Genomic DNA, 13,090 nt, shown 5'->3' on the forward strand with positions numbered 1-13,090 from the left:
AGGGATACTGCGCACATGCCTCGCGTGCTCCTCATCGAAGACGACCCCTCCGTGCGTGAGGGCGTCGAGCTCGGACTGCGCCGCCGCGGCCACGAGGTGCGGACCGCCGCCACCGGTGAGGCCGGGCTCGCCGCGCTGAGCGAGTTCCGGCCCGATCTGCTGCTGCTCGACCTGATGCTGCCCGGCATGAACGGCGTGCAGGTGTGCCACCGGGTACGGGAGGACAGCCAGCTGCCGATCATCATGCTCACCGCCCGCGGCGACGACTTCGACGTCGTCATCGGCCTCGAGGCGGGCGCCGACGACTACATCGTCAAACCCGCCCGCACCGAGGTCATCGAGGCCCGCATCCGCGCCGTACTGCGCAGGATCGAGGACCCCGGCGGCAGCCGGCCCGCCGTCGAGTTCCACGGCGGACTCGCCGTCGACCGCGCCGGGCTGACCGTCGCCAAGAACGGCGAACGCCTCGCCCTCGCGCCCTCCGAGATGAAACTGCTTCTGCACCTGACCGCCGCGCCGGAGCAGGTCTTCAGCCGGCAGCAACTGCTGGAGCACGTGTGGGAGCACAGCTACCACGGCGACGCACGCCTCGTCGACGCGTGCGTACGCCGCCTGCGCAACAAGATCGAGGACACTCCGGGCAGCCCGCGCTACATACAGACCCTGCGGGGCTTCGGCTACCGCTTCGGACCGCTGTGAGGCTCCGCCGCCGCACGGATGCCGCGGCCGGTGACCGCCGGACCTCCCCCTTCGGGCTGCGCACCCGCCTCGTCCTCGCGTTCCTGCTGGTCGCCGCGGTCAGCGCGGGGACCACCGCCACCCTCACCTACCGCGAGGCGCGCAACGCCGTGCTGGCCAGCGCCCAGGACACCGCGGTCGCCTCGTTCCGCGAGCAGGTCGAAACCCTGGCCTCGGAGCTGCCGATCGACCCGGCGCTGCTCCGGGAGTACCTCTTCGTCATCGCGAGCAAGTCCAAGCCGCACCCCTGGGTCGTCTTCGCCGAGTACGGTTCGCTGCGCGTCTCCTCCGGCACCAACCCCACTTCGACCGTCATCACGCCGGATCTGCGGCGGATGACCCTCGCCCGCTCCCGGGGCAGCTTCCAACGGGTCGTCAGCGACGGCGTTCCGTACCTGACCGTCGGGGTGCCCGTCCTGGCGCGCACCGGCCCCGGCAGCAGCATGCCCAGCGGACTCGTGCTGTTCGCCGTGATGCGGATGACCGACGAGGAGGCCAACGTCGACGCCCTCGTCACCGCCGCCCGAGACGGGGCACTGCCCGGACTCGCCGTCGCCCTGATACCGGCGCTGATCGCCGCGCGCGGTGTGCTGCGCCCGGTCCGCCAACTGCGGCGCGCCGCCCGCTCGATGGGCAGCGGCCGGCTGGACACCCGTATCCCGGTCCGGGGCAGTGACGAACTCTCCGACCTGGCCCGCACGTTCAACGAGTCCGCCGGCCAGCTCGAACGGTCCGTGGACGAACTGCAGCAGGCGGAGGCGAGGGCCCGGCGGTTCGCCTCCGACGTGTCGCACGAGCTGCGCACCCCGCTGGCCGGGATGCTCGCCGTCACCGAGGTGCTCGACGAGGACGCCGACGGCCTGGACCCGGACACCGCGCGTGCCGTGCGGCTGATCAGCGCCGAGACCGGCAAACTTGCCGTGCTGGTCGAGGACCTGATGGAGATCTCCCGGTTCGACGCCCGCGCCGCGGAACTGAACACCGACGAGGTCGACGTCGCCGAGACCGTCCGCAAGACCCTGGACCACCGCCGCTGGGGCGAACGGGTCCGCACCGAGCTCCCCGACGGCATCCGGGCCCGCCTCGATCCGCGGCGCTTCGACGTCGTCGTGGCCAACCTGGTCGGCAACGCGCTGCGGCACGGCTCGGAACCCGTCACCGTACGACTGTCGGTCGAGGGCGAAGTGCTGGTCATCGACGTGGCCGACAGCGGACCCGGTATCCGGCCCGAGGTGCTGCCGCACATCTTCGAACGGTTCTACAAGGCCGACGCGGCGCGCACCCGCTCGGCCGGCAGCGGACTCGGACTGGCCATCACCCAGGAGAACGTCCGCCTGCACGGCGGGACGATCCGGGCAGCGAACGGACCGGACGGCGGTGCCGTCCTCACCGTCGAGGTCCCGCTGCACGGACCGCGCGGCAGCAAGGAGGCGACGGCATGAGACGAGGGATCCGCGCGGCGACGGCCCTGGCGGCGCTGCTCGCGCTCACCGGCTGCGGCATCCAGGAGACGGACGTCATCGAGGCGGGCGGCCCGGCGACGCTCGACGTCCTGCCGGCCCGCGAGCACCGCATGATGGCGTTCCTCCTCGCCCCGGACGGCCTGCTGGTGCCGTCGCCGAGAGCCGTCGACACGGGGGCCTGGAACGGAGCCGTCGGCCCGGAGTCGGGCACCGCCCCCGAGCCGCCGTCGACCGTCAAGACGGTCGCGGCCCTGCTGGCCGGCCCGAACGCGGCCGAGACACGGGCCGGGCTGAGCAACGCGCCGTCGCTGCCCGGTCCGTCCACGGTGGTGGGGACCGAGATGTCCGGGGGCACGGCGAGGCTCACGCTGGACACCCCGCTGGCCCCGCTGACCCGGACCGCCCGGCAGCAGCTCGTGTGCACCATGGCCTACGCGGAGAGCGCCAACGGCGGTGCGCCGGTGGTCCTGGAGGGCACGGACGGCGCACTGCCCGCCGAGACGTGCGACAACGGGGCCCACCGCCCGGCCCCGACCGCGATACCTTCGGAGGCGGGCTGATCCCTGCTTACCCGCCGACCGGACGGCACGGTCAGCCGCGCAGTTCCGCCAGCACCGCGTCCGTGAACCGCGGCCACGCCTCGATCGCCCAGGGGCCGAAGTCACGGTCGGCGAGCGCCACGCACGCCGCGCCCGCGTCCGGGTCGATCCACAGGAAGGTGCCGGCCTGGCCGAAGTGGCCGAAGGTGCGCGGCGAGGACGAAGCACCCGTCCAGTGCGGGGACTTGGCGTCGCGGATCTCGAAACCGAGACCCCAGTCGTTCGGCTTCTGGTTGCCGTAGCCCGGCAGTATCCCGGACAGGCCCGGATGCACGACCGACATCGCCTCGAGGACCGTACGCGCGTCCAGCAGCCGCGGCGCCTGCACCTCGGCCGCGAAGCGCACCAGGTCGGCGACGGTCGAGACGCCGTCCTTGGCGGGGGAGCCGTCGAGCGCGGTCGACGTCATGCCGAGCGGCTCCAGCACGGCCTGGTGGAGATACTCGGCGAACGGGATGTCGGTCGCCTTGGCGATGTGGTCGCCGAGCACCTCGAAGCCCGCGTTCGAGTACAGCCGGCGGGTGCCGGGCGCCGCCGTGGCGCGGTGCTCGTCGAAGGCCAGACCGGAGGTGTGGGCGAGCAGGTGCCGCACCGTGGAGCCCTCGGGGCCGGCCGGTTCGTCCAGCTCGATCGCCCCCTCCTCGTACGCGACCAGCGCGGCGTAGGCCGCCAGCGGCTTGGTGACGGAGGCGAGGGGGAAGCGGTGGTCCACCGGACCGTGCGAACCGGCGACCGTGCCGTCCGCTCGTACGACGGCGGCCGCCGCGGTCGGTACCGGCCAGTTCTCGATCATCGCCACGCTCTGCATGGCTACGAGCCTAGACGGTCCCGCAGGCTCAGCCGCATCGCCGGGTCGGGGGTGCGGACGAAGCCCAGGGAGGCGTAGAGCGGCTCGGCCTCCGGGGAGGTCCGCAGGTCGATCCTGCGGATGCCGCGCTCACGGAACCAGCCGAGCAAGCCCTCCACGCAGGAGCGCGAGAGGCCGCGGCGGCGCATGTCCTCGTCCGTGGCGACGCTGAACACATAGCCGCAGGTGCCGTCCGGATTGCCGGGGCTGCCGAGCCGGTGCTCGATGGTCCCGACGGCGCAGGCGGCGAGGCCGCCGCCCGGCCGTTCGGCCACGTACGCCGCCATGGTGCCGTCCGGGTCCGCGAGGCGGTCCCGCAGGGTCGCCACGGCGGCGGGCTGCCAGCCGACGTCGGGGTTCGGGCCGAGGACGGAGTCGCTCATGACCTTGCGGAGGCGGACCAGTTCTTCGGCGTCGGCGGGGGTGGCGCGGCGGGAGAGACTCATGATCCGGCAGGCTAATTCGGGCTTCGTGAGAGATGCCAGTGGATTGAGCTTGCTTGGAGTGCACTCCAACGTTTTAGCGTGGAACGCATGACGGTGATCGAGAGCACCCCGGCCAGGACCGATCTCTGCAAAGCCGCTCCCCGCGCCCACCCGCGCCCCGAAGGACAGGACCGCTACACGATCAGCGAGGTCGTCGCCTTCACCGGGCTCAGCGCGCACACCCTGCGCTGGTACGAGCGGATCGGGCTGATGCCGCACGTCGACCGCTCGCACACGGGCCAGCGGCGGTTCAGCAACCGCGACCTGGACTGGCTCGCGTTCGTCGGGAAACTGCGGCTGACCGGGATGCCCGTCGCCGACATGGTCACGTACGCCGAGATGGTCCGCGCGGGGGAGCACACCTTCGAGGCGCGCGCCGAACTGCTGCAGCGCACCCGGCGGGACGTGCTCGACCGGATCGCCGAACTGCGGGACACCCTCGCGGTGCTGGACCACAAGATCGAGTTCTACGCGGACGCCCAGCGGGCGCCGGAGAGGTCCTGAAACTGATGAGCAACGCCAAGATCGCACAGGTACGCCTCGGCCGCGAAGGACCCCTCGTCGGGGTCCAGGGCCTCGGCTGCATGGGGATGAGCGAGTTCTACGGCGACACCGACGAGGCCGCGGCCCGCGAGACGCTGGAGGCGGCGCTCGCGGAGGGCGTCACCCTCTTCGACACGGCCGACGTGTACGGGCGGGGCGCCAACGAGGAATTCCTCGCGCCCTTCGTCCGGGCCCACCGGGACGAGATCACCCTCGCCACCAAGTTCGCCATCGAACGGACCGACGACCCGCACTACCGTGGTGTGCGCAACGACCCCGCGTACATCCGCCGGGCCGTGGAGGACAGCCTGCGCCGGCTCGGCGTCGACGTCATCGACCTCTACTACATGCACCGCCGCGACCCGGCCGTGCCGCTCGCCGAGTCCGTCGGCGCGATGGCGGAACTCGTCCAGCGGGGCCTGGTCAAGCACCTCGGGCTCAGCGAGGTCACGGGCGCGGAGCTGCGCGAGGCGCACACCGTGCACCCCGTCGCGGCCCTGCAGTCGGAGTGGTCTCTCTTCAGCCGCGACGTGGAGCGCAGCGCGGTCGGCGCGGCGGCGGAACTCGGCGTCGCGTTCGTGCCGTACTCGCCGCTCGGCCGGGGCTTCCTGACCGGCGCGTTCACCGACGCGGCGCACCTGTCCGAAGGCGACTTCCGGCGGCGCCAGCCCCGTTTCACGGGCGACAACGCCCGGACGAACGCGGCTCTCCTGGAGCCCGTCCACAAGATCGCGGCAGCCCGCGGCGCGACGGCGGCACAGATCGCCCTGGCGTGGGTCCAGCAGCGGGCCGACGTCCACGGCCTCGCGGTCGTCCCCATCCCGGGCACGCGGAAGGCCGCGCGGCTGCGGGAGAATCTGGCGGCGACGCGGATCGTCCTGACGGACGCGGAACTGGCGACGCTGGAGCCGATCGCGGGCCGGGTCGCGGGCGACCGCTACCCGGACATGTCGACGACGTCGACGGCCCGCGAGTAGCTGGACGCCGGCGGGTGCTCACCGGTCCCGTCGGGGCTCCGCCCCGAGCCTCGCGGCGTAGTCGCCGGGGAGACTGGAACTTGCCGGTCTTGTCGGGGCTCCGCCCCGAGCCGCGCGCCTCAAACGCCGGCGGGGCTGGATGTGCCCGGTTCCGTGCCGGGTCCGGCTCGTTGCACGCGGACGGGGCTGGAGTTGCCCGGCCACGCGCCCCCGCGCCCAAGCGTCGGCGGGGCTGATTTCGCGGGCCGAATTCCAGCCCGCCTGGGGTACCTCCCACGGCCGCCAGGCCGTAGGAGGAGAACTGAGGCACGGCCGAAGGCCGTACGGGTCCGGGGCCTGCCCCCCCACGCGGCGGAGCCGCACATCGGTACAGCGGGAAGGGGCGGGTAGGGGAACAGCTCCGCGCTGCGGCCACCGCCCGTCACCCCACCGCATACGCCGCGAACCCCACCGCCAGCACCGCCGCCACCCCCCGCACCCACCGCCCCCGCGGCCACGGCGCCTCGAAGACCCTCGCGTACCGCGCGATCAGGACCAGCAGGCCCGCGAACACCGGCAGCCACATCACCCTCCCCGCCACCCAGGCCAACGAGTCCGGGGCCGTCGTCAGGCCGGGCACGGCGCCCAGGAAGCCCGTGGGGACGGCCGCCGCCAGCATCGCCGTCTGGTGCCAGCACAGGATCGTCATCGCGGAGAGGTTGACGACGACCACCGGCGCCCACACCGCGGGCCGCCGCTTCAGCAGCCGGCCGAGCCGGTCCCGCAGCAGGATCGCCGCGCCGCTCTGCGCCGCCGCGAGGGCGAGGACGAGCAGGGACGGCGGGTGGGAGTTGGTGCGGGCCTCGCCGGGGACGCCGACCATCGACGCCGGATAGCCGAAGCAGAGCAGCAGCGCCGCGAACAGCGCGCCCCCGCCCGCCAGCAGCAGCCACGCCGACCGGCGGCCCACCCGGCCCTCGCCCCAGCTCACGCCGAGCTGATAGGCGAACAGCCAGCCCGGCAGGATGTTGGCGACGCCGAGCCAGGCCGGCATCGCCTCCGCGTACGGCCCGTACCGCAGCAGGTCGATCACCGCGACCGACGCCAGGAGCGGGGCGGCCGCCCACGCGCCCAGGCGGCGCGCGGCCCGGACGCAGTACGGGGTCAGGGCGGTGACCAGCGTGTAGACGCCGACGAACCACAGCGGCTGCACCACGAGCGTCGAGCCGGTGCGCAGCGTGTCGCCGGGCACGCCGAGCCACCACAGCACCGGGATCAGCACCGCCCAGACGGCCGTCACGCCGACGACGGGCCGGCCGAGGCGGGCGACGCGCCCGCGGAGCCAGGCGCCGGTGGTGCCCGTACGGCGGTGGTACGAGAGCACCGAGGCGTAGCCGCCGACCAGGAAGAAGATCCCCAGCATCTGGAGCACCCAGCTGGCCGGCGCGAGGAAGCCGAACGCCGACAGCGGGCTGGCGTTGTGCAGCGCGCCGTCCGCGTCGAGGGTGAACCCGCCGAGCAGCCAGTGCCCGGTGGGCACGGCGAGCAGCGCCAGCGCCCGCAGCCCGTCGATCGCCCGGTCGCGGTGGGCCGGGGTGCGTGCCTCGATCCGTTCCGCGAGTCTCATCGGACGTGTCCTTCCGCGATGGCGGCGAAAGCGCGCAGCGAGTCCGTGCCGGGAGCGAAATAGCCGGTGTGGCCCTCGGCCAGCTCGGCGGGGACGCGGCGCGCGCCGAAGGACGGGTCGGCCGGGTCGTTGCCGTGACCGAGTCCCGCGAAGCGCACATGGGGGACCTTGGAGATCCAGTCGGAGGCGTCCTTGGCGGCCCACACCCGTGCCCCGGTGCCCAGATCGCGCACGCTTCCGGCGCGCATTCCGGGGGAGGCGAGGACGACGATGTCGCGAGCGTTCATGTCACCGGCGGCAAGGCCGCACACGACGGAGCCGTAGCTGTGGCAGAACAGCACGGGCTTCGCCGCGCCGGTGGCGGCGAGTCCGTCGGTGAAGCGGGTCAGCCGGGCCGCGCCCGCCTCGGCGAGGCGGCCGGTCGCGGCGTCGAGGCCGACACCGACCGGGGTGGTGTAGCCGGCCCAGGCGACGACGGCCGTGCCGGCGCCGGTCGCGGCCCGCAGGGACTTCGCCATGCCGGCCGGGGTGCCGTACGGGTCGTTCGCCCGGTCGAAGGTCGTGGCGTCGATGTCGGAGCCGGGGACGACGACGGACACCTCCCGGGCCCGCTCCAGGTCCCCGTGGACCTCCGCGACCTGCCCGCGGCCACGCGGGTCGAAGGCCAGGATCTGCCGGCCCGCGAGGTGCCGGTACGGAGTGCCCCGCACGGCCAGGGCGTTGGCCCGGTACCGCAGGGCCACGGGCGCGCCGTCGAGGTTGCCCACGACGAGCGGGTGGCGGCGGGCGAGGTCCCGCTGCTCGCGGCCGGTCAACGAGCCGAAGAACGCGGCGACTTCGGCGGGCGTCGCCGCGGCCGGGTCGGGCAGCGTCCGTCCCAGCGAGGTGTCCGCCGTCCAGGCGGCGCTGCCCGGCGGAGGACCGGTCACCGGGTGCTGGGCGTTCCCAGAGGCCCAGCCGGTCGTCCCCGCGGCCACCGTCGTCGCCAGCGCGACGGCGACCAGCGTCCTCTTGTAGCGGCGCATCCGCCCGCCTCCTTCTCTCTCGCCCGTTGTGGCGGAGAGGAAGGTAGGAAGAGGACGGGTGACGGCACGTCACACCGGGGAGCCAACTGCCGTGTCGTACCGGAGTATCACGGGGACGACCCCGAGGGTCAGTTCGCGCTGTCGCCGGGGCGCACGAGGCCCGACTCGTACGCGAAGATCACCGCCTGCGCCCGGTCGCGCAGGTCGAGCTTGGCCAGCACCCGGCCGATGTGCGTCTTGACCGTCTGTTCCGCCAGCACCAGATGGCCGGCGATCTCCTGGTTGGACAGGCCGCGGGCGATCAGCTGGAGGACCTCGGTCTCGCGCGGGGTGAGCCCGTTCAGGCGCAGCGACGGGTCCCTGCGCGGGGCGGGCCGCTGGGCCGCGAAGTCCGCGATCAGCCGGCGGGTCACCGAGGGAGCGAGCAGCGCCTCCCCGGCGGCGACGATCCGTACCGCGGCGATCAGGTCCGCCGGCGGCGCGTCCTTCAGCAGGAACCCGGACGCACCGGCGCGCAGCGCCTCGTACACGTAGTCGTCCACGTCGAACGTGGTCAGCATCAGCACCTTGGGCCGGTGCACGACGCCGACCGGAGGGTTCAGCAGCTCGCGTGCCGCCGCGAGGCCGTCCATCTCCGGCATCCGTACGTCCATCAGCACCACGTCGGGATGCGCAGTGCGGCTGACCTCGACGCCCCTGCGGCCGTCCGGCGCCTCGCCCACCACGTCGATGTCGCTCTGCGCCGCGAGCAGCGCGGCGAACCCGGCGCGGACCATGGCCTGGTCGTCGACGATGATCACACGAATGGTCAACTCGGGTCCCCGGCGGTCTCGGTGGCTGCGGTGGCTTCGGCGGTGCTGCCGGTCAGCGGCAGTCGCGCGGCGACACGGAAGCCGCCGTCCGGCAGCGGCCCGGTGTCGAGCGTGCCGCCGGTCAACCGTACGCGCTCCCGCATCCCGACCAGGCCGTGCCCCGTACCGGTGGTCTCCAGCGGCGATATGCGTTCCCCCGCGGGGCCGTTGACGACCAGCACGGTCAGATGCCCGTCGCCGGACGTCACGGAGACCCGGGTGGGCGCGCCGGGCGCGTGCCGCACGACGTTCGCCAGCGCCTCCTGCACGATCCGGTACGCGGACAGGTCCACGGCCTGCGGCACTTCGCCCAGGCCGGCGGGGAGCGACAACTCGGCCGGCACCCCCGCCCGTACCGTCGCCTCCACCAGCTGCTTCACCCGGTCCAGCCCCGGCTGCGGGGCCCGCTCGCCCTCCGCGTCCTCGCTGCGCAGCACCGCGAGCAGCCGTCGCATCTCGGTCAGCGACTCGCGCGCGCTCGCCGCGATCGAGCCGAACTCGTCACGGGCGGCGTCCGGCAGATCCTCGATCCGGTACGGCGCCGAGTCCGCCTGCACGGTGATCACCGACATGTGGTGCGCCACGACGTCGTGCAGCTCACGGGCGATCCGGGCGCGTTCCTCGAGCAGCGTGCGCTGGGCGCGCTCCGCCTCGCTGATGGTCTCCTGTACGACCAGCCGGCGCTGTGCGTCGCCCCGTTCGCGCAGCGCGCCGGTGACGACGAGCACGACGCCGCTCAGCACGAAGAGCAGCAGATGCACGCCGTCGCTGCGGGCCTGCGAGACCAGTTCGAACAGCATTCCCGCCGCGCCGGTCGCGAGCCACACGGCGACGAGCCTGCGGCGCGGCTCGCGCAGGCCGAGGCACACCATCAGCATCAGATAGCCGACGACGATCATCGGAGTCCACGGCCAGCTCCGGCCGGGCGTGCCCGCCGCGCCCATCAGGGCGAAAGCCCCCACGACGTCGGCGGCGAGGACGATCCACCACGCCTGGAGAGGACGGGTCACGGCGAGCAGCAGCGGCGCGGTCTGCGCGGTCGCCAGCGCACCGGCGAGCGCGCCGCCGGCCCGGTAGTCCTGGATCAGCACGGTGGCCGTGACCGGCAGCAGCGTCGCGACGAACCCGAACACGACCACGTACGGCAGCACGCGAACCCACCGCTTCCCGGCGTTGCCGAGAAGGGGCTCGGTGGACTTCGACGGCGTACCGAACTCGGCGGCGATCAGCCGGGCACCGCGCTTTGCCGCGGTGGCGGCGGTGGCGAGGGGGCGGGGGGTGTGAGGCATGACGGTGCCAGCGTATGCGCTGCGCGCCCGTCTGCGGCGGGGCCTGTTCCCGTGCCCGCCCCTTCCCGAACCGGGGGCGCTGCCCCCGGACCCCGTACGGCCTTCGGCCGTGCCCTGGATCTCCCCCTACGGCCTGGCGGCCGTGGGAGGTCCCCCCGGGGCGGGCTGGTTTCGCTCCGCGAAATCAGCCTCGCCGGCGATTGAGGCGCGGGGTTCGGGGCGGAGCCCCGACGTGACCGGCCCACCCAGCCTCGCCGGCGATTGAGGCGCGGGTCCGGGCAGAGCCCGGTTACGGGAAGGGGCGGGCAGGGGAACAGGCCCCGCGCAGCGGCACACGCCCCGCGCAGCGGACACGCACCCGCCCCGCCCCGCGAGCCGTCACAGCTCCGCCAGCAGCTCCGCCTTCTTGCGCGTGAACTCCTCGTCCGTCACCAGCCCCGCCAGATGCAGGTCCCCCAAGTGCCGTATCCGGTCCGCGATGGCCGCCGGGTCGCGGTGGGTCGCGGGGGCCGTCAGGGCCGGGGCCGGGGTCTGGGTGCGGATGGATTCGAGGACCGAGGCCGCGAAGGGCAGGGATTCGTGCACCGGTCCGTACCCGAGGCCGAAGACGACGGCCGCCGGATCCTGGTCCGCCTGCGCCGCGCCGGCCGCTCCCGCGGCACCCGCCCCCGCCAGGGGGTCCGCGTCGCCGCGCCGCAGCAGCCGCAGATAGCCGTCGAATATCTCCGGCGAGCGCCACTCGACGCCGCTCAGCTCCGACACGGCGAAAGTCTGGTCGCCGGCCTTCCACTTGGCGGACGACGCACCCGTCCAGAACCACCGGAACGCCACGGTCGAGCCGTCGAAGGACGCCTTGCCGTCGTACGCCTTGAAGCCGAGCGGCGCCTGTGGCGCGGAGACGAGATAGCGGTCCGCGGGCCGGTCGGCGTCGGGGCCGAGCACGGTGCGCAGCTCGTCGGCGTAGTACTCGGCGAGCGTCTCCCGCTCGGCCGGCAGCACCAGCCGGTACGGATCGCACAATTCCTTGAGCTGCCCGGCGGCCGCCTCCATCAGCGGGTCCGCGCCGGGTCTGGGAACAGCGTGCAGCACCACCGTGCCGCGCTTGCCCGGGGTGAGCGTCACCGATGCCAGCGCCTCGTGCGGAACACGCCGTTCACGCAGCGAGGAAAGCAGCTTCGGCGTGCGGATCCCCCGTTCGAAGCGGATGAGCACGGAGTCGGTGTCGAACTCCCAGGTGGCTTGAATTCCGGCCAGCACATCACCCATGTGCCTCATCGTATGCGGCTCGCGCCTGCGCGTCGCCCCTCGGCGGCCACCCCTTTTGGCCGGGCTCTACGCGCGTCAGAGGGCTCAGGCACCGGAAATACCACCGCGGCAGGCGTCGGTGCCGCCCACGCAGCTCACGTCGGCGTACGCGCCGACGCCTATGTCGGCGAAGTTGTGGACGCTTTCGGTGCCCGGCTCGAAATAGCCGGTATGCCCCACGGCGCCCGCCGCGGAGAGCCGCCGTGCGCCGAACTCCGGCAGCACCGGATCCTCGCCGTGCCCGAGTCCGCCGACGTCCAGGTGCGGGACGTCCTCGATCCAGTCGTCGGCGTCGCGCATGGCCCAGACGCGCGCCGTCGTACGCAGGCCGGCGACGTTCTCCGCGCGCATCCCGGGGCTGCCGGCGACGGCCACGTCCCGGACCCGCGGCGGAAGCCGGCCGGCGGCGACCCCGCACACCACGGACCCGTAGCTGTGACAGAACAGGGAGACGGGGGCGCGGCCGGGCAGCGTCCGGGTGAGCGCGACCAGCCGTACGGCGCCGTTCTCGGCGAGCCGTCCGATCGCGGACTCCATGCCGATGCCGGCGGGCGAGGTGTAGTCCGCCCAGGCGATGACCGCCGTACGGAGCCTGGGCGCGGCCGCCCGCTGCGCCGCGTACAGGGACTGGGCCATCCCGACCGGGGCCGAGTACTTGCGCGCGGTGCGCTGGAAGGTGAGCAGGTTGGTGTCGACGCCGGGCACGATCACCGAGACGCGCTGGGCCCGCTCGAGGTCGCCGAAGACCTCGGCCACCCGTCCGGCGCCGGACGGGTCGAAGGCGAGGATCTGCCGGTCGCGGCTCATCAGGGCCTGGAACCGGTGCATCCGGCGCACCGCCTGCCGGTGCCCCGTGGCGGTCAGACCGGTTCCGGCGACCCGCTCGCGCTCGCGCTCCAGAGAGGCCGCCAGCGCCTCACGGTTCGCCCGGTAGCGCAGTGTGACGGGAGCGCCGTTGAGGTTGCCGACGATGTGCGGATACTTCTCGGCGAGCCGGGCACCGCGGGCGCTGCCGAGCCAGGCGAAGAACGCGGCGAGCTGATGCGGCGGCGTATTCAGGCCAGGCAGCTCCCGGGCTCCGACCCGCGCTTTGTCCCATTCACTGACTTCGGCCGCGAGGGCGTCGCGGGGACCGCTCTGGTGTCGTACGGCGGTCCAGCCGCTGGTCGCCAGCATGACGAACACCACCGCGAGGGCCAGCAGGGCGCGCCACACGGTCGGAGTGGGGGAGGCGTCGAAAGAAGTCACTTCGGGACACCCTAGAAGAAGGGCGCGGGCGCAAGCGATCAGGGTGAGGCAGATCACGTGTCGAACGGGGGAAAGAGGGGGAGGAGGGTGACGTTCCGTGCGCGAGGCGTGCGT

General features: G+C 73.5%; 13 protein-coding genes. 5 read left to right on the forward strand and 8 right to left on the reverse strand.

Annotation, left to right across the window (positions count from 1 at the left end):
• Positions 1–15: 15 nt before the first annotated feature.
• From ACFYOP_RS02730 to ACFYOP_RS02740, 3 genes are read left to right on the forward strand one after another with little or no spacing between them, the layout of a single operon-like run.
• Positions 16–699, forward strand: coding sequence for a response regulator transcription factor (locus ACFYOP_RS02730; RefSeq protein WP_356890143.1), 684 nt, complete (start codon positions 16–18; stop codon positions 697–699).
• On the forward strand, positions 696–2,180 hold the full coding sequence (locus tag ACFYOP_RS02735) for a HAMP domain-containing sensor histidine kinase (RefSeq protein WP_356890145.1): 1,485 nt from the start codon (positions 696–698) through the stop codon (positions 2,178–2,180). The genes ACFYOP_RS02730 and ACFYOP_RS02735 overlap by 4 nt, the downstream gene beginning before the upstream one ends.
• A complete protein-coding gene (locus ACFYOP_RS02740; protein ID WP_356890147.1) occupies positions 2,177–2,761 on the forward strand; it encodes a hypothetical protein in 585 nt (194 codons plus the stop codon). The genes ACFYOP_RS02735 and ACFYOP_RS02740 overlap by 4 nt, the downstream gene beginning before the upstream one ends.
• 31 nt (positions 2,762–2,792) lie before the next feature.
• Here ACFYOP_RS02740 and ACFYOP_RS02745 read toward each other — a convergent pair whose 3' ends face one another.
• Both ACFYOP_RS02745 and ACFYOP_RS02750 read right to left on the reverse strand, forming a co-directional pair.
• Positions 2,793–3,608 carry a serine hydrolase domain-containing protein gene (locus ACFYOP_RS02745; RefSeq protein WP_356890149.1) on the reverse strand — a complete coding sequence of 272 codons (816 nt, stop codon included), beginning with the start codon at positions 3,606–3,608 and terminating at the stop codon, positions 2,793–2,795.
• Between the two features lie 2 nt (positions 3,609–3,610).
• Positions 3,611–4,093 carry a GNAT family N-acetyltransferase gene (locus tag ACFYOP_RS02750; RefSeq protein WP_356890151.1) on the reverse strand — a complete coding sequence of 161 codons (483 nt, stop codon included), beginning with the start codon at positions 4,091–4,093 and terminating at the stop codon, positions 3,611–3,613.
• A gap of 87 nt (positions 4,094–4,180) precedes the next feature.
• On the opposite strand from ACFYOP_RS02750, the gene ACFYOP_RS02755 reads away from it, so the two are divergent.
• On the forward strand, positions 4,181–4,636 hold the full coding sequence (locus tag ACFYOP_RS02755) for a MerR family transcriptional regulator (RefSeq protein ID WP_356890153.1): 456 nt from the start codon (positions 4,181–4,183) through the stop codon (positions 4,634–4,636).
• Positions 4,637–4,641: 5 nt separating this feature from the next.
• A complete protein-coding gene (locus ACFYOP_RS02760; RefSeq protein WP_356890155.1) occupies positions 4,642–5,652 on the forward strand; it encodes an aldo/keto reductase in 1,011 nt (336 codons plus the stop codon).
• Positions 5,653–6,073: 421 nt separating this feature from the next.
• Here ACFYOP_RS02760 and ACFYOP_RS02765 read toward each other — a convergent pair whose 3' ends face one another.
• The 6 genes from ACFYOP_RS02765 to ACFYOP_RS02790 form a co-directional block, all read right to left on the reverse strand.
• Entirely contained in the window at positions 6,074–7,258 is a 1,185-nt protein-coding gene (locus ACFYOP_RS02765) for an acyltransferase (protein ID WP_356890157.1), read from the reverse strand.
• The gene (locus ACFYOP_RS02770) at positions 7,255–8,283 is read right to left on the reverse strand and encodes an alpha/beta hydrolase (protein WP_356890159.1); all 1,029 of its coding nucleotides are present in this window, start codon (positions 8,281–8,283) and stop codon (positions 7,255–7,257) included. Before ACFYOP_RS02770 ends, ACFYOP_RS02765 begins: the two co-directional genes overlap by 4 nt.
• A gap of 128 nt (positions 8,284–8,411) precedes the next feature.
• Entirely contained in the window at positions 8,412–9,095 is a 684-nt protein-coding gene (locus tag ACFYOP_RS02775; RefSeq protein ID WP_356890161.1) for a response regulator transcription factor, read from the reverse strand.
• Positions 9,092–10,423 carry a sensor histidine kinase gene (locus ACFYOP_RS02780; protein ID WP_356890163.1) on the reverse strand — a complete coding sequence of 444 codons (1,332 nt, stop codon included), beginning with the start codon at positions 10,421–10,423 and terminating at the stop codon, positions 9,092–9,094. The genes ACFYOP_RS02775 and ACFYOP_RS02780 overlap by 4 nt, the downstream gene beginning before the upstream one ends.
• Before the next feature lie 378 nt (positions 10,424–10,801).
• A complete protein-coding gene (locus tag ACFYOP_RS02785; protein ID WP_356890165.1) occupies positions 10,802–11,689 on the reverse strand; it encodes a DUF4429 domain-containing protein in 888 nt (295 codons plus the stop codon).
• An 84-nt stretch (positions 11,690–11,773) separates the two neighbouring features.
• Positions 11,774–12,976 carry an alpha/beta hydrolase gene (locus ACFYOP_RS02790; RefSeq protein WP_356890167.1) on the reverse strand — a complete coding sequence of 401 codons (1,203 nt, stop codon included), beginning with the start codon at positions 12,974–12,976 and terminating at the stop codon, positions 11,774–11,776.
• Positions 12,977–13,090: the final 114 nt, after the last annotated feature.

The sequence above is a fragment of the Streptomyces sp. NPDC006294 genome (assembly GCF_042870895.1).
Taxonomy (GTDB): Bacteria; Actinomycetota; Actinomycetes; order Streptomycetales; family Streptomycetaceae; genus Streptomyces.